Origin of the sequence: Pedobacter polysacchareus (genome assembly GCF_019802255.1) — a bacterium.
Classification (GTDB): Bacteria; Bacteroidota; Bacteroidia; order Sphingobacteriales; family Sphingobacteriaceae; genus Pedobacter; species Pedobacter polysacchareus.
In genome coordinates, this window is sequence record NZ_JAHYSS010000002.1 from 652,952 (window position 1) to 675,539 (window position 22,588).

18 protein-coding genes are annotated in these 22,588 nt (G+C 41.9%); 15 read left to right on the top strand and 3 right to left on the bottom strand.

The genetic code is table 11. From position 1 onward, the window contains the following. Positions 1-2: 2 nt before the first annotated feature. The 9 genes from K7X70_RS06715 (at position 3) to K7X70_RS06755 (ending at position 11,574) form a co-directional block, all read left to right on the top strand. The gene (locus K7X70_RS06715; RefSeq protein ID WP_222536312.1) at positions 3-1,460 is read left to right on the top strand and encodes a RagB/SusD family nutrient uptake outer membrane protein; all 1,458 of its coding nucleotides are present in this window, start codon (positions 3-5) and stop codon (positions 1,458-1,460) included. A gap of 12 nt (positions 1,461-1,472) precedes the next feature. Then, positions 1,473-2,981, top strand: coding sequence for a CBM96 family carbohydrate-binding protein (locus K7X70_RS06720; protein WP_222536313.1), 1,509 nt, complete (start codon positions 1,473-1,475; stop codon positions 2,979-2,981). A 50-nt stretch (positions 2,982-3,031) separates the two neighbouring features. Next, on the top strand, positions 3,032-4,579 hold the full coding sequence (locus tag K7X70_RS06725) for a beta-N-acetylhexosaminidase (protein ID WP_222536314.1): 1,548 nt from the start codon (positions 3,032-3,034) through the stop codon (positions 4,577-4,579). A gap of 31 nt (positions 4,580-4,610) precedes the next feature. Further along, positions 4,611-7,199, top strand: a complete 2,589-nt coding sequence (locus tag K7X70_RS06730) for a family 20 glycosylhydrolase (protein ID WP_222536315.1) — start codon at positions 4,611-4,613, stop codon at positions 7,197-7,199. Next, positions 7,177-8,364: an N-acetylglucosamine-6-phosphate deacetylase gene (nagA, locus tag K7X70_RS06735; protein ID WP_222536316.1), complete on the top strand. Its 1,188-nt coding sequence runs from the start codon at positions 7,177-7,179 to the stop codon at positions 8,362-8,364. The genes K7X70_RS06730 and nagA overlap by 23 nt, the downstream gene beginning before the upstream one ends. Before the next feature lie 5 nt (positions 8,365-8,369). Further along, the gene (locus K7X70_RS06740) at positions 8,370-9,131 is read left to right on the top strand and encodes a glucosamine-6-phosphate deaminase (protein WP_222536317.1); all 762 of its coding nucleotides are present in this window, start codon (positions 8,370-8,372) and stop codon (positions 9,129-9,131) included. Positions 9,132-9,409: 278 nt separating this feature from the next. Beyond that, complete coding sequence (locus tag K7X70_RS06745) at positions 9,410-10,510, top strand: helix-turn-helix domain-containing protein (protein ID WP_222536318.1); 1,101 nt, start codon at positions 9,410-9,412, stop codon at positions 10,508-10,510. 410 nt (positions 10,511-10,920) lie between these two features. After that, positions 10,921-11,310 carry a hypothetical protein gene (locus K7X70_RS06750; protein ID WP_222536319.1) on the top strand — a complete coding sequence of 130 codons (390 nt, stop codon included), beginning with the start codon at positions 10,921-10,923 and terminating at the stop codon, positions 11,308-11,310. A gap of 60 nt (positions 11,311-11,370) precedes the next feature. After that, positions 11,371-11,574: a hypothetical protein gene (locus K7X70_RS06755; RefSeq protein WP_222536320.1), complete on the top strand. Its 204-nt coding sequence runs from the start codon at positions 11,371-11,373 to the stop codon at positions 11,572-11,574. A gap of 17 nt (positions 11,575-11,591) precedes the next feature. Here the strand turns inward: K7X70_RS06755 and K7X70_RS06760 are convergent, their stop codons facing one another. After that, the gene (locus K7X70_RS06760; RefSeq protein ID WP_222536321.1) at positions 11,592-12,893 is read right to left on the bottom strand and encodes an NRAMP family divalent metal transporter; all 1,302 of its coding nucleotides are present in this window, start codon (positions 12,891-12,893) and stop codon (positions 11,592-11,594) included. 513 nt (positions 12,894-13,406) lie between these two features. Here K7X70_RS06760 and purL point away from each other — a divergent pair. The 6 genes from purL to K7X70_RS06790 all read left to right on the top strand — a co-directional run bounded on the left by purL (position 13,407) and on the right by K7X70_RS06790 (position 21,479). Continuing rightward, positions 13,407-17,072 (top strand): phosphoribosylformylglycinamidine synthase, encoded by a 3,666-nt coding sequence (gene purL, locus K7X70_RS06765; protein ID WP_222536521.1) that lies wholly within the window; start codon positions 13,407-13,409, stop codon positions 17,070-17,072. Between the two features lie 100 nt (positions 17,073-17,172). Beyond that, on the top strand, positions 17,173-17,877 hold the full coding sequence (gene pepE, locus K7X70_RS06770; RefSeq protein ID WP_222536322.1) for a dipeptidase PepE: 705 nt from the start codon (positions 17,173-17,175) through the stop codon (positions 17,875-17,877). Positions 17,878-17,885: 8 nt separating this feature from the next. Then, entirely contained in the window at positions 17,886-18,572 is a 687-nt protein-coding gene (gene pxpB, locus K7X70_RS06775) for a 5-oxoprolinase subunit PxpB (protein ID WP_222536323.1), read from the top strand. Continuing rightward, on the top strand, positions 18,573-19,538 hold the full coding sequence (locus tag K7X70_RS06780) for a 5-oxoprolinase subunit C family protein (RefSeq protein ID WP_222536324.1): 966 nt from the start codon (positions 18,573-18,575) through the stop codon (positions 19,536-19,538). Then, positions 19,531-20,301 carry a LamB/YcsF family protein gene (locus tag K7X70_RS06785; RefSeq protein ID WP_222536325.1) on the top strand — a complete coding sequence of 257 codons (771 nt, stop codon included), beginning with the start codon at positions 19,531-19,533 and terminating at the stop codon, positions 20,299-20,301. Before K7X70_RS06780 ends, K7X70_RS06785 begins: the two co-directional genes overlap by 8 nt. Beyond that, positions 20,298-21,479: an NRAMP family divalent metal transporter gene (locus tag K7X70_RS06790; RefSeq protein ID WP_222536326.1), complete on the top strand. Its 1,182-nt coding sequence runs from the start codon at positions 20,298-20,300 to the stop codon at positions 21,477-21,479. The genes K7X70_RS06785 and K7X70_RS06790 overlap by 4 nt, the downstream gene beginning before the upstream one ends. Before the next feature lie 10 nt (positions 21,480-21,489). On the opposite strand, the gene K7X70_RS06795 is transcribed toward K7X70_RS06790, so the two are convergent. Both K7X70_RS06795 and K7X70_RS06800 read right to left on the bottom strand, forming a co-directional pair. Further along, on the bottom strand, positions 21,490-21,969 hold the full coding sequence (locus tag K7X70_RS06795; RefSeq protein ID WP_222536327.1) for a MarR family winged helix-turn-helix transcriptional regulator: 480 nt from the start codon (positions 21,967-21,969) through the stop codon (positions 21,490-21,492). After that, positions 21,969-22,457, bottom strand: a complete 489-nt coding sequence (locus tag K7X70_RS06800) for a GNAT family N-acetyltransferase (RefSeq protein WP_222536328.1) — start codon at positions 22,455-22,457, stop codon at positions 21,969-21,971. The genes K7X70_RS06795 and K7X70_RS06800 overlap by 1 nt, the downstream gene beginning before the upstream one ends. Positions 22,458-22,588 lie beyond the last annotated feature (131 nt).

A 22,588-nucleotide genomic window follows, 5' to 3' on the forward strand; every position in this document is an offset into this window, starting at 1 on the left:
TTATGAAACGAAAAGATTATAAAATATACAGCATCATGCTGATCACATTGATTTTCTTATCCAGCTGTAAGAAGGCATTAGAAATCGACCCGACCACTGCTTATTCCAGTTCTAATTTCTGGACGGAAACCCCTCAGGCAACGGCAGCTTTATATGGTGCATACAACCTTTTACAAGGAGCCATGGCTCCGGAATCTGTTTTGTACGGAGAGGGAAGAGCTGATAATGTGGTGATCAACCCGTTGGCATTGAGCTCGCAAACCTTGAACCTGTTAACAAACAACCTAAACTCAAGTCTGCCGATTACAAACTGGAGTGGTATCTATCAAGTGGTGAATCAGAGCAATTTAATTCTAAAAAACACGCGGGAGATGAAGGCGAAAGGATTGTATGCGGGGAAAGATGCGGAATACAATAGTGTAAGAGGACAGGCTTTCGCCATTCGTGCATTCTGTTATTTTTACATGACCCGTATCTGGGGCAAATTGCCTGTGGTCACTGAGCCCTTTATGGACGCAAAACAAAATGTAAGCATTGCGCGTTCCGATACTGCTGCGGTGTATGCACAAATCCAGTCAGATCTTGATTCTGCAGCATTAGCGCCAATCCCTGCATCGTATACCACAAGTTCAGCAACCAGAGCTCAATTTACAATGGGAGCAGTGAATGCTTTGTATACTGATTTTTATATGTGGCGTCATCAGTATGAGAATGCATTGGTGGCTTCGCAGAAAATCCTGACAAACTCCACTTATTCTCTAGCTTCACTTTACAGTGCATCTTCCACTATAGATTACAATATAAATCCGGCATTAATTGACAATACCGCTTATGCGCAGATGTTTACTAAAGGATTTTCTAACGAATCTATATTTGAAATCGATTATAACTTCGCAGAGCGGGCCACACGGTCATTCTTAATTACCGTTTATGGCGACCTTGGCTTTCAGCCTTTTTTCAAAGCCAGCGGTTACCTGTCCAGTAAATTCAGTTCAACGGATTTACGCTCTAAAGTTAATTTTGACACCAATTCGGGCATTGTTAAATTCTTTGAGAAATCAGGTTTTGTTCGGGGAACGCAGGACGACAAGAACATCATCGTGTATCGTTTAGCCGATATCATACTGTTACGTGCGGAAGCATTGAATAAAACCGGCAATATTCCTGGAGCAATGGCACTCGTGAATCAAATCAGAGCCAGAGCAGGAGCAACCACCTATACAGAAGCTTCCTACAATGGATTGACTACTGATCAAATAGAAGACCTGATCCTTGACGAACGTGCTAGAGAACTTTGTTATGAAGGAAAACGATGGTTTGACCTGGTACGTACAGGCAAAGCAATTAAAGTAATGGGGCCTATCAATGGATTGAGTCAGACCGAAAATTTCCTTTGGCCATTGAGCCTTACCGAAATCAGGTTAAACCCGCTATTGGATCAAAATTCATATTATCAATAAAAATATTTAAAGATGAAAAAACTAAATCTTTACCCAAAAGTCCTTTTTCTCTGTCTGTGTATGCTCACAATTATGGGTTGTGGCAAACTTGAACTATTGAAAAATGAAGATAGTGATGGGGCCGACGCAGGGGCTAACCTCAAGGCTCAAACCATACAGCAGTTTTTGCTGGAAGACCACAGCTCAGATTTAACAGAACTTGACCTCTTTGCTTCGGCAGTGAAACGTGCAGGGCTGATGGATGTGCTGGGCAAAATGGAAGACCATACCGTGGTGTTCCTCACCAACCCTGGAGTGAAACAACTTCTGGCAACGATAGGTTATTCCAACGTTAACGATGTACCTCCCGTAATTCTTAAAAACCTATTGAGTGATCTGATCACCAAAGGCAAATTAAAGTCTACTGACCTTAATATCGATGAGACCAGAAAAATTGAAACTATTAATGGTAACTATATTTATTACTCCAGAAAGTCGAATGCCTCCGATCAATATGTGCTGACGATTAACCAGAATCCAACGCTGGGCTCAACAGCAGCCCTGGTCAGGTCGCAGGACCTGGAATTTAACAACGGGGTGGCTCAGGTTACCGCGCAGTTTACCTTCTACAGATTGTTAGACGATAAACCAGATGAGGCAGATTCAGGAGGCAATGTGATTACACAAAAAATCAATGTAGCTAAAGACGTTTACATTCGTGGCGGTTCTGGCAACTCGAATGCGAATTTCAATGATTTGGCAACCATAGATTTAAAAGCAGTCAGCAATGCTGATGCTACTGTTGGTCGGATTGGTGTCATGCAGTTCCCATTGCAGAAACCAAGCTTTGGCGACAAAATTGGTGCCGCAAGAATGTATGTCTATGTTTACAATACGGGTTTAACACCTACCACCACCTTCTCATTTTCTGCGCATTTAGGTGAAAATAAAGATTGGGCGGAAACTGCCATCACCTGGAACAATGCACCAACTTATAACTCCGTTCCAATTTCCACCTTACCTATTCCTGGAGGAACTACCGGATGGGTTTCTTTTGATGTGACCTCCGCAGTGAGTCAGCTTTACGCAAATAATCAAACCTTTATCAATGTATTCCTAAAACACAACGTTGATAATTTTATTAAGCTTCGCCCAAGAGAATTTTCTGCAGGAGCTTTCAGTTCTTATCTCAGCATCAGTTCTCCGCCACAGACACTGTTGAAGCTAGGTCTGGTAAATGTGCTGAATGTTTCTGCCCTTGACCAGATTGCACCTTTAACATTAGCTAATCTGAAAATGGAAGGAACAATCGATAACAACATTACTTACACAGTAAAACAAGTTCCAACAGCTGGTTTCTTAGTTAAATATGGAATTCCGCTTGCTGCAAATGCTTCTTTTTCGCAAGCTGATATTGCAAAAGGAGCAATTAAATACTTATACGGCGGATCAGGCAGTACGGATAAAATCGTTTTTGAAGCAAGAGACCATAACGGCGGTTATTTTGAATCACAACTGAGCCTGGACGTTGCAATTAAATAAACCCTGTCTGGTATTTGCTTAAACCAGTATTTGGAATAAAAATAAAAATTATGAAAAAAACAGTATTTCTTGTGATGCTTTTAACTTCAATATTTGGTTATGCAAAAGCATTTCAAAATGAGCTAAACGATCCGGTTTCCCCATTTCCAGTAAGAGGATTTCACCTCGATCTGCGTATTCAGGCCATTCCTATGCCAGCACTTAAAAAACTTGCATCGCAATTGGTGGAGGGCGGTATCAATACCTTAGTGATGGAATGGGAGGCCACCTATCCTTTTCAGGAAGAACCTTTGATCCCTAATCGTTTTGCTTATACAAGAGAAGAAGTAAAGGCTTTTATTGCCTACTGTAATTCCATGAAATTGGAGGTTATTCCACTTCAGCAAAGCTTCGGACATGTGGAATATATTCTTAGAAACCCTAAATATAAAGACCTGAGAGAAGATCAGAAAGATTACTCTCAGGTAAATCCAATTCGCGAAGCCGAAGCTAAAAAGCTTTTTACGACGCTTTACAAGGATCTGATTGCTACGCATAATTCTCCTTATATCCATATTGGGGGGGATGAAACCTATCTTTTAGGACACTCAGAAGAATCTAAAAAGAAAATTAAAGCAGTGGGTATTGGAAGGCTTTATGGTGATTATATCAAAATGCTTTGCGATGTGGTAGTGGGATTGGGTAAACGGCCGGTTCTTTGGGCAGACATTGCTTTGAAATATCCAGAGGCCTTGAAAGGATTACCAAAAGAAACTGTTTTTATCGATTGGAATTACGGATGGGACATCAATATGTTTGGCGACCATGAAAAGCTGATGCAAAGTGGATTTGAGGTATGGGGAGCACCTGCAATCAGGAGTCATCCAGATAATTACTTCCTTACTCAATGGGGAAAACACTTTAAAAATATCTCTGATTTTGTGCCATTGGCAAAGAAACTGGGTTATAAAGGCATCATTATGACTTCCTGGTCAACCTCTGGATTGTATTCTCCAGTATTTGAAACCACCAGAGATATCGTAGATCTTTATGCAATCCGTCGTGTTTATCCCATCAGTGGATTTAATATGCTCATTGCGGCCTTTCTTGAATCTATAAAATCTGAGAAAGCATTGGATGCCGAAAACTTCATTTACAGGTATGCCAAATCGCAATATCGCCTTGATGAAAACGACGCTAAAGTGTTTTGGAAAGCCGTTTCAGCTGTTCCCTTTGAGATTACACAGGGAAAACCTATAAATACCAATTTAAGCATTGATCAAATGCTCGATAGTACCAAAAATGCTGCTGTTGCACTCAGCAAACTGAAGCCGGTTAAAAATGCAAAAGAGTTTGAGCATTACCGATTAATGGCCGCTATTCGCGTACAATACCTGAGTTATCAGTCGATAGAGTCCAGAGCAAATGCACCCGAAATGGATGCTGAAAAACTTAGACCATTGATTTCGGAACTAGAAGCATTACGTACAAAGGAATTGGATAAGAGATTTATAGCACTCAATTCGGAGGTGATGTATCCTTCAGAGATGGCACAGGAAAATATCCTGAGAGGTGCAAAAATCCAAGTATTGCTGGACAGGTTGAAAAGAGTTAAATAATACTATTTATCTATCATTAAAGAAAATAACATTGTATAAAATAATCTATAGTTACCTATTGCTGATGCTGTTTTTCGGAACAGCTGGCCACGCGGCTAAGCAGCAGTATCCAACACCAGATCAGCTGGAAGTTTATTGGCATGTTTATGAAAATCATTACCTGGGGAAGGATCAGACACTCTTTTCAATTGGCATTAGAAACCATGCCAGGCAGCCCTTTCCAAAAACGGGCTGGAAAATATATTTTAACCTCGGAAAAAGAGTAAGCACTGTATCCGGAACGGAAAAGTTAAAAATAAACCATGTAAATGGGGGCCTTTATTACATTGCTCCAGGCAAGGACTTTAATACTGTGGGTTCTGGAGAAAGCTTAGAACAACAGTTTATTTCCAATTCCTGGGTAGTGAATAGCAGTGATGCGCCTCAAGGGTTTTACTTAGTCTGGGACAATGCTGCGGGGGTTGGTATTCCTTTAAACGATGTTAAAATAGCTACTCCCAAGGATCAGCGTAAAATGGACAGGTTTGCCGGAGATAAGGAGTTAACCCAGGAGCAGCATTTCCTGTTGAATGAACGTGGTAAAACTGAAAACAGCAGCCCGGCAAAAATATTTCCAGCGCCGCTTTCTTACACAGAAACACCAGGCCATTTTAAATTGGACCATACCGTTACTTTGGTGTCGGATCCTGAGTTCAGTAATGAAGCGCAATTGTTTGCTGATGAGTTGAAACCGCTGACTGGAAAAAGACCTTTAATCTCTAATCATCCCAAGAAAACAGGAACAATTACGCTTAAAAAAGATGCTTCGATCAAAAAAGATGGATATACTTTAAAAGTAACTCCATCTGGCATTGTGATTTCTGCCAATGGCCCCAGAGAAATTCATTATGGCATTCAATCATTAAAAGTGATGCTGGATCCTTCAGCCTATGCTGATCAGGGGAAAAAGAAAGTATTACTGGTAAAGTGTATAGCGGTAGAAGATCGTCCTGCTTTCGGATTTAGGGCAATTATGCTGGATGTCGCTAGAAATTTTCAATCTAAAGAAGAAGTCATGAAGCTGATTGATTTACTGTCTTTATACAAATTCACTACGCTTCACCTCCATCTGAATGATGATGAAGGCTGGAGATTGCAGATGAATGCTTTGCCCGAACTGACTACCGTGGGCGCGAACCGTGGGCATGGATTAAATGAGCAGGAAAGTTTAATGCCTGCTTATGGATCAGGTCCAATTGTCGGGAAATCCTCTGGAAGCGGCTTTTATTCAAGGGCAGACTTTATTGAGATGCTAAAATATGCAGCAAGAAGACACATCAATATCATCCCGGAAATTGAAACACCTGGTCATGCACGGGCGGCAATCGTTTCCATGCAGGCCAGATACGATAAAATTGTAAAATCGGGTGATACCCTAAAGGCAAAACAATATCTGCTCAGAGATGCAGCTGATTCCTCTGTTTATCGTTCGGTACAGCAATGGAATGATCATGTGATGGATGTGTCTATGCCCTCGGTATACAATTTCCTGGAAACTGTTACTGATGAAATAATTGAGATGTATAAACTGGCCGGCGCGCCATTGCAGACCATACATTATGGTGGAGATGAAGTGCCTGCAGGGGTATGGACCGCATCTCCAGCTGTGAATGCATTCAAAGCAAAGCATCCGGAAGTAAAAAACGCTGCTGATCTATGGGATTATTTTTTCGGTCGCATTGCAGACATGCTGGATAAAAGAAACCTATACCTTTCTGGATGGGAGGAAACCGCATTAAGGAAGTCAACCGTTCCAGGAGGAAAAAAATGGCAGCCCAATCCAGTATTCCTCGATAGAAACTTTCATGTGAATGTCTGGAATAACATGTCCGGCAATGAAGATCTGGCTTATAGATTGGCAAATTCAGGATATAAGGTGATCCTCTCATTTGTGACCAATTTCTATTTTGATATGGCCTATGTCCGTGAGTTTGAGGAACCAGGATTCAATTGGGGTGGTTTTATCAATTTGGAACAAGCCTACAAATTTATCCCTTTTGATTACCTGAAAAACCAGCATACGGATTACGTGAACAGGCCATTGCCTAAATCAATGCTCAAAAAATTTGAGCCATTAACCGAAGTTGGTCAGCAAAATATATACGGTATTCAAGGGCTTTTATGGACCGAAACCGTGAAAACTGCCGAGCGGTTGGAATACATGTATTTACCAAGGCTTCTTGCCCTTTCTGAAAGAGCATGGGCATCCACACCAGCATGGGCAACGATACAAGATACTTTAAAAGCGAAACAGCTGTATGAGCGCGACTGGTATAAATTCAGTACCTCAGTTGGGCGAGAGCTGAACCGGCTTGATCACTATGCAGGAGGTTTTGAGTATAGAATACCTACGCCAGCAATTATGCTGCGGGATGGAATGGTTTCTGCAAATACGGATGTTCCCGGATTTGAAATTCGCTATACTACAGATGGATCCACTCCAACTGTAAAAAGTAAGCTGTATCAACAGCCAGTTCCACACTTAAAAGAACTCCGTTTCCGTGCATTCAATAAGATCGGAAGAGGAGGGAAGGTTGCGAAAAATGACACTGAAGAAAATGGAAAAGATCAAGATATATAATGGTAAAATAATTACTCCTCATCGTACGATTAATGGAGGATGTATCATTATCGAAGGAGGAAAGATATTGGAAGTAAGCACTTCGGATATTCCTATTGAAAATGCACTGGAAATAAATGCAATGGGCAATTTTATTGGACCCGGATTTATTGATTTGCATGTTCATGGCGGGGGCGGTCACGATTTTATGGATAACGAGCCTGAGGGGTTTTTAGCCATTGCAGCATTACACGCCAAACATGGTACAACCGCACTCATGCCTACCACATTAAGTAGTGAGCATCAGGATTTAATGGATACCTTAAGCGTTTATGAAACTGCCAATGCCAGAAATGTGAATGGTGCCCAGTTTATAGGGATACACATTGAAGGGCCGTATTTTTCCATGGAGCAGCGAGGAGCACAAGACCCAAGATATATCAGAGCGCCGGTTCCGGCAGAATATCAGGAGATTATTGCCAATTCTAAGTCTATTAAACGCTGGAGCGCTGCACCGGAGCTTACAGGGGCCCTGGAATTTGCGCAATACCTTACTGAAAGAGGGATTTTACCCTCCATCGCACACACCAATGCGATATATGAAGAAGTATTGCCGGCATTTGAAAAAGGTTTCAGACATGCAACACATTTTTATTCCTGTATGTCGGGGGTTTCGAGGCGAAATGCCTACCGTTATGCAGGAGTAATAGAAAGTGCTTATCTGCTGGATGCGATGACTGTAGAAATCATCGCAGATGGGACTCATCTTCCAGCACCATTGCTCAAGCTGGTGCTTAAAATTAAAGGGGCAGACCGAACTGCGTTGGTTACTGATGCGATGCGCGCGGCGGGTATGCCGCCAGGGCCAAGTATTCTTGGTAGCCGACGCGATGGTCTGGAAGTGATTGTTGAAGATAACGTGGCTAAACTAAAAGACAGGACTGCCTTTGCAGGTAGTGTGGCTACGATGGATAGCTTGGTAAGAAATATGGTAACCATGGCCGATGCAACATTGGAAGATGCGGTTAAAATGGCTTCCCTTACCCCGGCAAACATCATCGGTATAGGCGATCGAAAAGGATCGCTGGTGGCAGGCAAAGATGCAGATATCGTGATTTTCGATGAAGAGATAAATATTTTGCGAACGATAGTGGCGGGAAAAAGTATATATGAAAAATTAATTTAAAGCGAATGGTACTAGAAAAAGATTTAAGTCTGCCTAAGGTTAATATTTACGAGTCAAGGAAACTAATGGGAGAGGCGGCAGCCAGCCGGCTTGCCAAAGAGATGGATGCTGTTCTGAAAAATAAGGAGGAGGTTAATATCGTATTCGCAGCAGCGCCTTCACAAAATGAATTTTTGACCGCTCTTTTTTATGAGCCGATCAAATGGGAGCAGGTGAATGCTTTTCATATGGACGAATACATCAGCCTGGATGAAAATGCGCCTCAAAGATTTGGGAATTTTTTAAAAGAGCGGCTATTTGAAAAGTTCAATTTTAAGTCTGTCCACTATCTGGATGGGAATGTTGAGGACATTCAGTCAGAATGTAAACGTTATTCCACATTGCTTGAAAATCATCCGGTTGATATCGTTTGTATGGGGATAGGTGAAAATGGGCACCTGGCTTTTAATGATCCTCCCGTTGCCAATTTTAATGATCCTGAAAATGTAAAAGTGGTGACGCTTGATTTGCCCTGCAGACAGCAGCAAGTAAATGACGGTTGTTTTGCCAGTCTGGAAGAAGTTCCTACTCAGGCCTTAACACTAACGATTCCTGTGCTGATGAGTGCAAAAGTAATCAATTGCGTGGTGCCGGGAGCGGCAAAGGCAACCGCTGTGCTAAATACCTTAACGAAGCCAATATGCAGCGAGTTTCCATCTACAGTATTGCGAAATCATACTGGAGCGGTACTTTTCCTGGATATGGACAGCAGCAGATATATTCGATAGTAGAAACGCTGGATTACAGGTTAATCCATAGACTCATGTTGCTGAATTCAATGATTAGTAAATAAGGTTTAACTCCGAGCTATAATAATGATGCGTAAGCATTAATACCAAAATTTGATTCTTGCAGGCTTTCAGAAAATGTTTTATTCATTTAAAATAAAAACATCTATCTTGCAGGATCAAATATGGGGGTTTTGAGCTTTTTTTCAAGTATTAGTTGTTTTTTTCTGCTCTTACTTTCATTACACCTGTTTTTCGCGAAACGGGGAGTAAAGGTGTTGAATCGTTTACTCTCAGTTATTTTTATTTCAAGATTTGGTCAGGTGCTGATCTTTTTGCTTGTTAATTCCGGCGATAGCACTATTTTTCCCTATTTCTATCAGTTGTTTACGCCAATTTATTATGCTGCTCCAGCCTGTTTCTATTTGTATGTAACCACTTTTATCAGTGGTCGCATCCACCTTCGTAAATTTGAATGGCTATATTTTATTCCTGCTCTTCTAGCCATGATCCATGTGCTGCCTTTACCTGTTTCTTCGGTGATCAGATGGGAACTTATCGCTAATGAGATTGATCAGAATAAACAGCTTTTTGTGACGGAACGAAGTGGTTTATTTCCAGGTTGGTTTTATTACCTGGGGAGGCCATTCTTATTGCTAACCTATCTGACTGCAACTTGGGTTGCCGTATTAAGATCAAAAGTGCGGATTGAAAAAATGGACGCTGGTGCTAAAAAATGGATTTTCTTTTTCCTGAGGGTAGCTACTTTCTTCCAGTTGATCAGCTTTATCCCCTTACTGACATTGGATTTGGAAGCACCTTTATTTAAAGCCTCTTTTATTCTGATCAATTGTACGGTGCTTTTGATGATTATTATATTCATCCTGCATCAGCCCAAATTATTTTACGGATACCTTTTTGTGGCGGTAGACCTGGATCAGGAAAAAGAGATTACAGATGATAAACTTAGTCTAAATGATCCCGAGCTGCCTAAAACTATAGCAGTACCCAAAAAAACAACGCTTTTACCCGAACAGTTGATCAGCTATGTCGAATCGATGAAATCTTTTATGGAAAGTAAAAGACCCTATCTCCAGTCCGACTTCCAAATTGTTGATTTAGCCAATGAACTCAATATTCCAGTGCACCACTGTTCATTTGTAATTAATAGCTCTTTCGATAAAAATTTCCGCGACTGGATTAATGGTTATCGGATTGCTTTTTTTATCAGGCAATATCCAATTAAATCGGATAGGATGACCATCGAAGCAATAGCCTATGAATCGGGATTTAAGAGTCTGACGACTTTTTATAATGCCTTTAAAAAAGAGACAGGCTTGATGCCTAAAGCCTTCTTTTCACAGCAGCTTGTATCATAAAGCCCCTTATTTTTCTATAACTATTCAATGGTTGCAGGAAGATTAGGGTATTTTTAGGCCATTCATGATGATCTGAGCTTACATTTGTCAATAATAGAAATATTCATTTTTCCTCTATTCCAGATTAATCAGCTCTATATGAAAAGCACATTCCTCTTTTGCATCTCCTTATTGTTATTTTTTTGAATGCAAAATCTCAGGATCTATAAAATACATCGTATCGCAGCCAGTGTAAAATCTAACGATTTCTGCAAGCTTTATAACAACAGCAAACGCTGACTCTCAGGTAGCAGGCAGCCCTTAGACAATTAGGGCTGCTGCTGCTAATAATCCAAACTGAATTTACGGTACTAATTGCTATCTTTATATAGGTGATGAAGGATCAAAAGACATATCGTAAACAGCAGGTAGTGAAATTTTTACTGGTCTTTTCTCTGGTGCTGTCTTTTTTTGGTACCTCCGGATACATCGGCTTTTCTAAGCTTCAACCTCAAAAACACCTTACAGAAGCTCGCTGGTCTGAACAGCAAAGATCGTTATCCCGCAGTGTTCATTACCAGACCGGGCCAAGCGTTGAAATTTCAACTCATGTCAGTTTTTTACGGAGCAGCTTTGAGCATTCCGCAAGGTTGATATATGCAGGTTTACTAAAAACAAAACTGAATCAGTTAGCAGAAAAATTTAAACGATTTAAGTCTGGTACATTGTATCAGGAGCATTTTATTGAATTCATCCATCATCAGCATACGCCTTCAATCCAATTAATTTCTTGCCTGTTTCGGGCATATCCCATCAATTAATCAAAGCTGCTTGGAGGCAATCATTGTCAGGGCAGCAATTTTTGAATTTTAATTCATCACATGCGAAGTTTAAAGAAAGCTTTGAAGCTATTGTGCTGGGCTTTGCTGATTATTTTGGCTTCATTTGGCATTGGGCTAAGTGGTGGTGTGGCCATACCTGCCAATAGAAGAAGAGCAGATGATCCCATGACCATCGAAATGGTAGATTTAGATCATCAGCAATCAACAGTCAAAGCCGAGGAAGAAGAAGAACAGAAATCCTGAAATTAGAAATGACTAGCTTATTGCCATATCGTAAAGAATAAAGCTATTGCTGCTGCACCCATGATGAAAAAAGTGGTCCAAAGCAATGTTTTCGATAACCACCCACTTTTATATTCCCCCATAATTTCATCACTTGCCGCAATTTTAACAATCAGATACAATAGAGGAACAGCAGCTACGCCATTAATTACCGCCGTATACACCAAGGCCTTTACCGGATCGATTCCTATGAAATTGATGAATAAACCAATGAATGTGGAAACGATAATAACGCCATAAAAGCCATGTGCTTTTTTGAGTTGAAGATTGAGACTGGCATCCCAGTCGAAGGCTTCTGAAACGGCATAAGCTGCGGATCCTGAAAGTACTGGCACTGCCAGTAAACCAAGCCCGATAATTCCTAAAGAGAAGATTAATTTTGCCAGGTAACCTGAATTTGGAAAGGAATGAACCAAGGGTTCAAGCGCTTTGGCTGCATCTGCTGCGTTCTTTATATCGGTAATCCCACTATTGTGCAAAACTGTTGCACCAACTAAAATAATGCACCAGGTGGTAAATTCTGAGATCACCATGCCTACATTATTATCTTTACGCATATCGTGAATGTTTGACCAGCCAATTCTCGGTTTTCCATCTGTTAAAAGTCCTTTGGCTTTTTCTTCCTCGACTTCCTGCGAAGCCTGCCAGAAAAACATATAAGGGGTGATGGTAGTACCAAATACACCTGTAATGATAAAAAGGAAATCAAATGAAAATTCAAAATGTGGAACCACAGTGGCTTTTAGCACCGTTCCCCAGGGCTGATCAATCATGAATGCCGTGATCGGATAAGCGAGTAAGGCAAGTGCCAGCCATTTTAAGATCTTCGAGTAAGCTTTGTAGCTGGTGAAAATTTCAAGTATCAGAATGGTGGCCGTAAAAAAAAAGGTCAGCACCACAAAATTTACAGGAACTAACAGTTGGGCCGCCGCCGCCATCGCACCGATATCTGCACCAATATTAATGGTATTGGCCACTACAACCAGTCCAACTACCGCATAGAGTACGTTGCGGCTATAATGTTCTTTAATGACAGCAGCAATGCCTTTTCCGGTCACTAATCCTATTCTTGCACAGGCCTCCTGAACGGCGGTCATGAAAGGGAGCATATACAAGGCAGTCCATAGTTGCGCGTATCCAAATTGTGCCCCGGTTTGGGAATAGGTAGCGATACCTGAGGGGTCATCATCCGCAGCCCCTGTCGTAAGTCCTGGCCCTAAAAGGCTAAAGAATTTTTTGATTTTTCTGATACGGAACTTTGCGCTGTGCTTTAAGGCCATAGGTAGGGGGCGATTAATCTGATATCACTAACTAAATATACTAGCTAATTTATTAATATCCACGCTTTCTATGCAGCTGTTCTTTTATATTGATGTGGATGATGTGATCCTATGAACTTAGGTTTTGGAACAGGACTGCTACTCCCTTGAATAAGGTTGAGCAGCGTTTTGGGCCCTACAAGGCCCTACCAGCCCCCTCCTGCCACTCAGCTAAAGCTTCACAACCATAAAGCACATCAGGAAGAGCAGCCATTGCTGAAACTCATACTGCTGAACTGAACATTTTGATATTTTATCATTTTTTAATTATCGAGGGCAGCGATAAAGATAAAGCTTGAAATTAATCACCTTCATATGGAGGTAATCTACCTCCCAAATATACATCAAAAAAGATCAGATCAGGGTCATAACTGAGGCAATCTACCTGTTTTTGTCCGATGTTTGTTGTTATTTTAGTCATTTTCAATTGCATCATTATTACTTTTTAAAGTATCTTTGCAGCACTTTATGAATATGATCTTTTTCTTCGAAACCCCATCTGCCAAGATTTATGTCTTGCAAGTAAACCGGAGCCTGACACCAGCTGATATTTCAAAATTAAGTTGGCTGTTTGGAGGCGCGAAAGTTAGAACCGAAACTTCCTTAAATGGTTTCTTTGTTGGCCCAAGGGCTGCAATGGTAACCCCATGGAGCACAAACGCGGTAGAGATTACCCAAAATATGGACCTTCATGGTATCGTTCGTATTGAGGAGTTTGAAACGGTAACTGCTGATGCTGCGGATTATGATCACATGTTGTTTCAAAAATATGAAGGACTAGGTCAGGATGTATTTACGACTAATGTTCAGCCGGAAGCGATTCTGGAAATCTCTGATATTGCTGCTTACAACAAGCAGGAAGGATTGTCGTTGAGCGACGAAGAAGTAAATTACTTAAACCAATTGGCTGAAAATCTAGGTCGTAAGTTAACAGATTCAGAAGTATTCGGTTTCTCTCAGGTAAACTCTGAGCACTGTCGCCATAAAATCTTCAACGGAAGATTCGTAATCGACGGAGAAGAAAAACCTTATTCTCTATTCAAAATGATTCGTCATACCTCAGAAGCACACCCTAACGGCATTGTTTCTGCGTATAAAGATAACGTTGCCTTCGTAAAAGGTCCGGTAGTACAGCAATTCGCTCCAAAAAGAGCAGATGTGCCTGATTATTACCAGGTAAAAGATTTCGAATCCGTAATTTCTATCAAAGCGGAAACACATAACTTCCCAACTACTGTAGAGCCGTTTAATGGTGCTGCAACTGGTGCTGGTGGAGAAATCAGAGACAGACTGGCTGGTGGACAAGGGTCATTACCGCTTGCAGGTACTGCAGTATACATGACTGCTTTGTCGAGATTAGAAGAAAATCGCCCATGGGAAGCTGGTGTTGAGGAAAGAAAATGGTTGTACCAAACGCCAATGGATATTCTGATCAAAGCCTCTAACGGAGCTTCAGACTTTGGTAATAAATTCGGACAACCGCTAATCACTGGTTCTGTGCTTACTTTTGAGCATGAAGAAGAAGGAAGAAGATTAGGTTACGATAAAGTGATCATGCTTGCAGGTGGCGTAGGCTACGGTAAAGCAGATCAGGCTTTAAAACATAAACCAAGTACAGGTGATAAAATTGTCATCTTAGGTGGCGAAAACTACCGCATTGGTATGGGTGGTGCTGCGGTTTCTTCCGCAGATACTGGTGCACTAGGTTCCAGCATCGAGCTGAATGCAATTCAGCGTTCTAACCCTGAAATGCAGAAAAGAGCAGCCAATACCGTTCGTGGTATGGTAGAAAGTGATATTAATCCTATCGTTTCTATTCATGATCACGGAGCTGGTGGTCACTTAAACTGTCTTTCTGAACTAGTTGAAGAAACAGGTGGATTGATCGACCTGGATCAGCTTCCAGTTGGAGATCCGACACTTTCTGCGAAAGAAATCATCGGAAACGAATCTCAGGAACGTATGGGATTGGTAATTGGTGCAGACAGTATCGATACGCTACATAAAATTGCGGATCGCGAGCGCAGCCCAATGTATACCGTTGGTGAAGTCACCGGCGATCACCGCTTCACTTTCGCTTCTAAAACTACTGGCCTAAAACCAATGGACTTAGAGCTGAAAGACATGTTTGGCAGCTCGCCAAAAGTGGTGATGGAAGATACTACAATCGACAGGAAATATGAGCCTGTTACTTATGATATCAATCAATTGGATACCTACCTTGAGCAGGTATTACAATTGGAAGCAGTAGCATCGAAAGACTGGCTGACTAATAAAGTTGACCGTTGTGTAGGTGGTAAAGTGGCTAAACAACAATGTGCAGGCCCTTTACAATTGCCATTAAACAACTGTGGTGTAATGGCATTGGATTATCAGGGAAAAGACGGTATCGCGACTTCAATTGGTCATGCACCGATCTCTGCTTTGATTGATCCTGCTGCAGGTAGCCGCAATGCGATTGCTGAATCTCTTTCAAACATCATTTGGGCACCATTAAAAGATGGATTAGATAGCGTTTCGCTTTCTGCCAACTGGATGTGGGCTTGTAAAAATGAAGGTGAAGATGCCCGTTTATATGACGCAGTAAAAGCATGTTCGGAATTTGCCATCGAATTAGGCATCAACATTCCTACAGGTAAGGATTCCTTATCCATGAAACAGAAATACCCAGACGGAGAAGTAATTGCTCCAGGTACGGTGATCATTTCTGCCGGTGGTCATTGCGATGACATCACCGCAGTAGTAGAACCTGTTCTTCAGAAAAATGGCGGTTCAATCTATTACATCAACCTTTCAAATGACACTTATAAATTAGGTGGATCTTCTTTCGCACAGGTCATGAACAAAATTGGTCATGAAACTCCGGATGTAACAGATGCTGCTCAATTTAAAAATTCATTCAATACGCTTCAGGAGTTGATCAAAACTGGTAAAATCCAGGCTGGTCATGACATCGGCAGCGGTGGTTTAATCACCACCCTATTAGAACTTTGCTTTGCAGATAGAGACCTTGGTGCAGCCATCGACCTTTCTGAATTGAGCAATGAGGACCTGATTAAGGTGTTGTTCGCAGAAAATATTGGTATTGTATTCCAGGCCGATCCATCTGTAGAAGGATTACTGGCAGAAGCAGGTGTAGCTTACCATAAAATTGGTATCGTGAAATCTGAGCCGGTATTAACGGTTAAAAACGCGACAAGCAGCCATAGCTTTGATATCGATCACCTTCGTGATGTATGGTTCAAAACTTCTTACCTGTTAGATCAGAAACAAGCAGGTGCTGTTAAAGCAAAAGAGCGTTTTGATAACTACAAAAACCACGTTTTAAACTATACTTTCCCATTACAGTTTGATGGTAAAAAAACTTCTTTTGACGCCAGCAAACCAAGGCCAAAAGCAGCGGTATTGAGAGAAAAAGGAAGTAACTCTGAGCGTGAACTGGCGAATGCCATGTACCTTGCAGGTTTCGACGTGAAAGATGTACACATGACAGATTTAATCTCTGGCCGTGAGACTTTAGAAGACATCCAGTTTATCGGTGCAGTTGGAGGTTTCTCTAACTCAGACGTATTGGGTTCTGCAAAAGGCTGGGCAGGTGCATTTTTATACAATGAGAAAGCAAGAGTAGCTTTAGAAAACTTCTTTAAACGTGAGGATACACTTTCAGTAGGTATCTGTAACGGTTGTCAGCTGTTTGTGGAATTAGGATTGATCAATAAAGATCATGAAGAAAAACCTAAAATGCTGCACAATGACAGTCAGAAGCATGAAAGTATCTTTACTTCATTAACCATTCAGGAAAACAATTCTGTAATGTTATCCAGCCTTGCCGGAAGTACATTAGGGGTATGGGTTTCACATGGTGAAGGTAAATTCCAATTGCCGTACGCAGAAGATCAGTATGGTATCGTAGCGAAATATGCTTACGAAAGCTATCCTGCCAATCCAAACGGTTCTGATTACAACACCGCAATGATGTGTGATAAATCAGGAAGACACCTGGTGATGATGCCGCACATTGAACGTTCATTGTTCCAATGGCATTGGGCTAACTATCCGAAAGGACGCAAAGACGAAGTAACTCCATGGATGGAAGCTTTTGTAAATGCCAGACAATGGCTGGAAAGCAAATCTAAATAAGCGATTTTTTTTAAACGCCTCCCGATTCAAATTGGGAGGCGTTTTTTCGTTTATACGGAACCAGATTCCTACTTTAGCTATGCTTAATAAAAACATTGTTATGAAAAATGTCCTGCTGGCTAGTACCTCTACCTTATATGGAGAGGAATATCTTGCTTATCTATTGCCGGAATTGTCTGCCTTTTTTGCCGGTGTTTCCGAGATCATATTTATTCCTTTTGCCCGCCCGGGAGGCATCAGCCATGATGACTATACCGAAAAGGTAAGGGAAACTTTTGACACCATAGGGATTAGCGTTCGCGGGTTACATACTTTTCCTGAGCCGGAAACCGCAATCGCGAAAGCAGAAGGCTTTTTTACAGGAGGTGGAAATACCTTTTTACTCGTACAGCAGCTGCACAATTTAAACCTGATGGAAGTATTGAAACAAAAGGTAGAAGGCGGTGTTCCTTACTTAGGAACCAGTGCAGGCAGTAATATCGGAGGTGTCAATATGAAAAACACCAATGATATGCCCATTGTTTATCCCTCGGATTTTACAACGATGGGCCTGATTCCTTTTAACATCAATGCCCACTACCTGGATCCTGATCCAGCAAGTACGCACAACGGTGAAACCAGGGAAACGAGAATCAAAGAATTTCATGTATTCAATGATACGCCTGTAGTCGGACTTCGTGAAGGGAGCTGGATTCGTGTAAAAGGGGAGGCTGTCACTACAGAGGGTAGCAAAAATTCAAGGATTTTTCTCGCCGATAAGCTGCCTTATGAATTGGCACCCGGATCACCATTAAAATTCAGCTAAAAACGGTTATGGAAAAAGCAACTTTTTATCCGCTCGGTGATTCTGCTATTGTGATTCAGTTTGCCGAGCTGATCAGTCCGGAAATTCATCAGAAGGTAAGGGCAGTTGCAGCTTATCTGGATGAATATGCTTTTGATGGATTCCTGGAATATACGCCCGCATTTACGTCGGTAACGGTCTATTATCAGCCTTGGGTAATCGATTATTCAGCCATAATGCTGCTGCTGGAAGAGATGCTGGACGATTTAATGGAAGAAGTCGCAATTCCTGAATCGGCAATCATTGAAATACCAGTGGTATACGGACGAGATCGGGGTCCAGACCTTGATTTTGTAGCCCGGCACCATCAATTGAGTACTTCAGAGGTGATCGCCATTCATTCTGCCGCGGAATATGTGGTGTATATGATTGGATTTGCACCCGGTTTTCCTTACCTCGGTGGGATGAGCGAAAAGATCACAGCCCCTAGAAAGGAAAAACCAAGAGCAGTAATTCCTGCCGGTTCTGTCGGGATTGCAGGCCTGCAAACAGGAATTTATCCAATAGAAACCCCAGGTGGATGGCAGATTATCGGACAAACTCCGCTGCAATTATTTGAGGTAAACAGAGCAGTTCCAGCTTTGTTAAAGGCCGGCGACCGACTCCGGTTTGTAGCTATTTCTGAAACTGAGTTTAAGAAAATAAAAAGGAATTAAATGGGAATTAAGGTCATAAAAGCAGGAATGCTAACTACTATACAGGATCTTGGGAGAATTGGATACCGTAAAGATGGAGTCATTGAAAGCGGAGCAATGGACAAAGATGCGCTCTTAATGGGTAATTTATTACTTGGAAATGAGGAGACCGAAGCCGGACTGGAATGTACCTTATCAGGACCCACGCTGCTTTTCGAAAATGAGGCGTTGATTGCGATTACAGGTGCTGATTTATCGGCGGAAATTGATGGTGCTGCGGTAGAAATGTGGCGTCCAATATTGGTGGCTAAAGGTGCTGTACTTTCTTTTGGTGAAGCTCTTGCCGGCTGTCGTGCTTATTTAACCGTTCAGGGAGGTTTTGATATCCCTCAGGTTTTGGGCAGTTATTCCACTTACCTCCGTGCAGGTTTTGGTGGTTTCGAAGGACGTGCTTTAAAAAAAGGAGATCAGATTGCTTTTAAACAGGACATTCCGGTTTTACCAGAGCGATTGAACTGGAGCTTAAGCCGAGGCATGTATGCGTCATTAAACCCAGAGGTAATTCGCGTGATAAAAGGCCCGGAATTTGATTTGTTCCAGGAGAAAAGTATTGCTGATTTATTTATCAAAGCGTTTACCATCAGTAATGCTGCAGATCGGATGGGGTATCAATTGGAAGGTCCGCTTTTACAACTGAAAACAAATAAAGAAATGTTATCCTCTGCTGTTGCTTTTGGAACAGTGCAGGTCACCGCTGAGGGGAGTCCGGTTGTTTTAATGGCAGATCATCAGACCACTGGTGGTTATCCACGGATTTTACAGGTGCTCAGCGTCGATCTTGGAAAATTAGCCCAGCTGCGTTCAGGACAGGTGATTCAATTTGAAATGCTCACCTTAAAACAGGCACAAAAGCTGTTAACAGCCAGAACCGAAGAAATAAACCAGTTGAAGCAAAGCTTAACTTTTAAATATAAAAACCATGGCTAAAACTCTTAAGGTGGACCTGAATTGTGATATGGGTGAAGGATTTGGTGCCTTTGACATCGGCAATGATGCCGCAATTATGCCCTTTGTTTCTTCGGTAAATATTGCCTGTGGTTTCCATGCAGGAGATCCGGCTGTGATGAAAAGAACAGTTCGTCTGGCCATCCGTCATGGAGTTGCGATAGGTGCACATCCAGGCCTTCCTGATCTTCAGGGTTTTGGTAGAAGAGAGCTGGCAATTACTCCCGAAGAAGCTTACGATATGGTAATTTATCAGGTTGGGGCACTCGATGCTTTTGTGAAAACGGAAGGTGGAAAGCTGCATCATGTGAAGCCACATGGGGCCTTATATAATATGGCTGCAAAAGATAAAGCGCTCGCAGAAGCCATCGCCATGGCAATTTATAAGATAGATCCAAATCTGATTTTATATGGACTTTCGGGTTCAGAGCTCATTCTTGCCGGAGAAAGTGCAGGGCTGAAGGTGGCAAACGAGGTGTTCGCCGACCGTACCTATCAGCAGGATGGAAGTTTAACTTCCAGAAAGCAGCCCAATGCTTTGATTACAGATCATTTATTAGCTGTAGCTCAAGTGATACAGATGGTAAAAGAAGGGACCGTGATTTCTGTACAGGGGACTTTAGTGCCCATCCAGGCCGATACGATTTGTATTCATGGAGATGGGAAATCTGCGCTTACCTTTGCAGAACAACTCTGTAAAGAGTTTCACAAAGAAGGACTACTCATTCATACTGTTCCCCAATGAAAGTGATTAAAAACAGAAGTGTCCTGATTGGGGCTGCATTTCTGATGGCTACCTCTGCGGTTGGTCCGGGATTTTTAACACAAACTACCTTTTTTACACAGTCGCTGGGTGCAAGCTTTGGTTTTGTGATCCTGGTGTCTATCATTATAGATATAGGTGTGCAGCTCAATATATGGCGGGTAATTGCTGTATCTGAGAAAAGGGCACAGGATATTGCGAATATGCTGTTGCCAGGATTAGGTGGCTTCATCTCTTTTTTAATTGTTCTAGGTGGATTGGCCTTTAACATTGGAAATATAGCCGGTGCAGGTCTCGGATTACAAGCTTTATTGGGGATTTCTGTCATTAACGGGGCGATCATTTCGGCCGCCTTAGCAATCGCAATTTTTATGGTTCGAGAAGCTGGAAAGGCAATGGATCGCTTTGCGCAATTGATGGGTTTTATAATGATCATAGTGATCATCTATATCGCAATTACATCCGCTCCTCCAATAGGAGAGGCGGCAATCAGAACGGTTTTACCTTTAAAGATAGACTTTGTAAGTATCGTTACACTGGTTGGTGGCACGGTTGGGGGCTATATTACTTTTGCTGGCGGTCATCGTTTACTGGATGCCGGAGTGAAAGGAAAAGAAGCTTTACCTTCGGTAAACACGAGCGCAGTAATGGGGATTTCTGTGGCTTCTCTAGTACGCGTGTTCTTATTTTTGGCTTCTTTAGGGGTGATTAGTCAGGGCTTCGCAATAGATTCCGCGAATCCTACGGCTTCTGTATTTCAGCTGGCAGCAGGGAACCTGGGCTACCGTTTATTCGGATTGGTGATGTTTTCTGCCGCTGTAACCTCCGTAATCGGTTCTGCTTATACCTCGGTTTCTTTTATCAAATCTTTTAGTTCTAAAATCAGAGACCATGAACGGATCGTAATCATTGCTTTCATTCTCATTTCTACGTTGATCTTTGTAATGATCGGTAAGCCGGTCAAATTGTTGATTCTGGCAGGGGTACTGAATGGGTTTATCTTGCCGGTTACGCTCGCAACCATCCTTTTCGCCGCCTATAAAAAGAAGATTGTCGGAGATTATAAACACCCTTTATGGCTCAGTATTTTTGGCGCTTTAGTGGTGCTGATTGTCGGGTTTATGAGCATAAAAGTGCTTTACGATATGATTTTTGGCTAAGGCTGGCGGCTTAATTAGAAGCCGCTGCCTGCAAGGCTCTTTGTATAAAGCTTTGCTGTTTTAATTTCTCCTCCGCCTCAGTGAGGGCCTTCAGCAGGTTGTGCTCTGTATCGGTCACCTCAGATAAAATACGGGTCATGAGCTGCCATACCGGTTGCATTTTAGCGATCAGTTCTTCTCCTTTTGCCGTCAGCTGCACCAGTCGTTTCCGCTCATCTTTTTTGTCTTTTTTAGAACGGATCAGCTTTTGTTTTTCCAGTTCTTTCAGCAAACTAATGGTGGAAGGATGGGTATAACCGATTTCCGTGGCCAGTTCTACAACGCCTAATGGCTGTTTATGGTGAAGCGTATAAATCACCGGAAACCACTTCGGTTCGAAATCAATTTCATAGGTTTTGTAGAGTAGGGCACCGTCTTTCCGGAGCTGCTCACTCAAACGCTGTAAACGTGTAGAAAGGGCCAGGATACCAAGTTCGTCTATGACGTTCATTAGGATAAGTCTAATTGATAAAATACGGAATCTCCACCCATCAATGGGAATTGTGCAGGCAAGGCCGATTTTTCCATTTTCTGAAAGTCATTTCGCTCATAAAAACGAAGGGCTGCCTGCAGCACTGGAACTGTTCCGAGGTAAAGATGGTCAATTCCATGGCTTTTGCAATGTGCGATCAGGTTTTCCAGTAAGCGCTGTGCAATACCGAGTTCTTTTCCACGGAATTCCTTTTTAACAAACATTTTCCTGATGGCTGCTTCATGCTCGTTGAATTTAATCATGGCAATCGTGCCCACCAGTTTTCCATCAATTGTTGCGCCCCAAAAGGCACCGCCTTTTTGGTAGTAGACTTCCTCTATAGCTAATAAATCCGGTTGGTCACTTAAAGTAATGGCTACCTTAAATTCAATTTGCTGAATCGGTAATACCAGGTCTATGATGGCTGCGGCGGATTCGTTTTTTATTTGTGCGATCTGTACTTCCATTGCTCTTTTTTTATTGTACGGTTCAAAACTACGTAGTTGACTACATATATCCAAATGGTTTATTATATTTTTAATATCTTTGTGCCCTTGTCAAAATTATATGTCCTGTTTCGGTTATTGCAATGATTGTG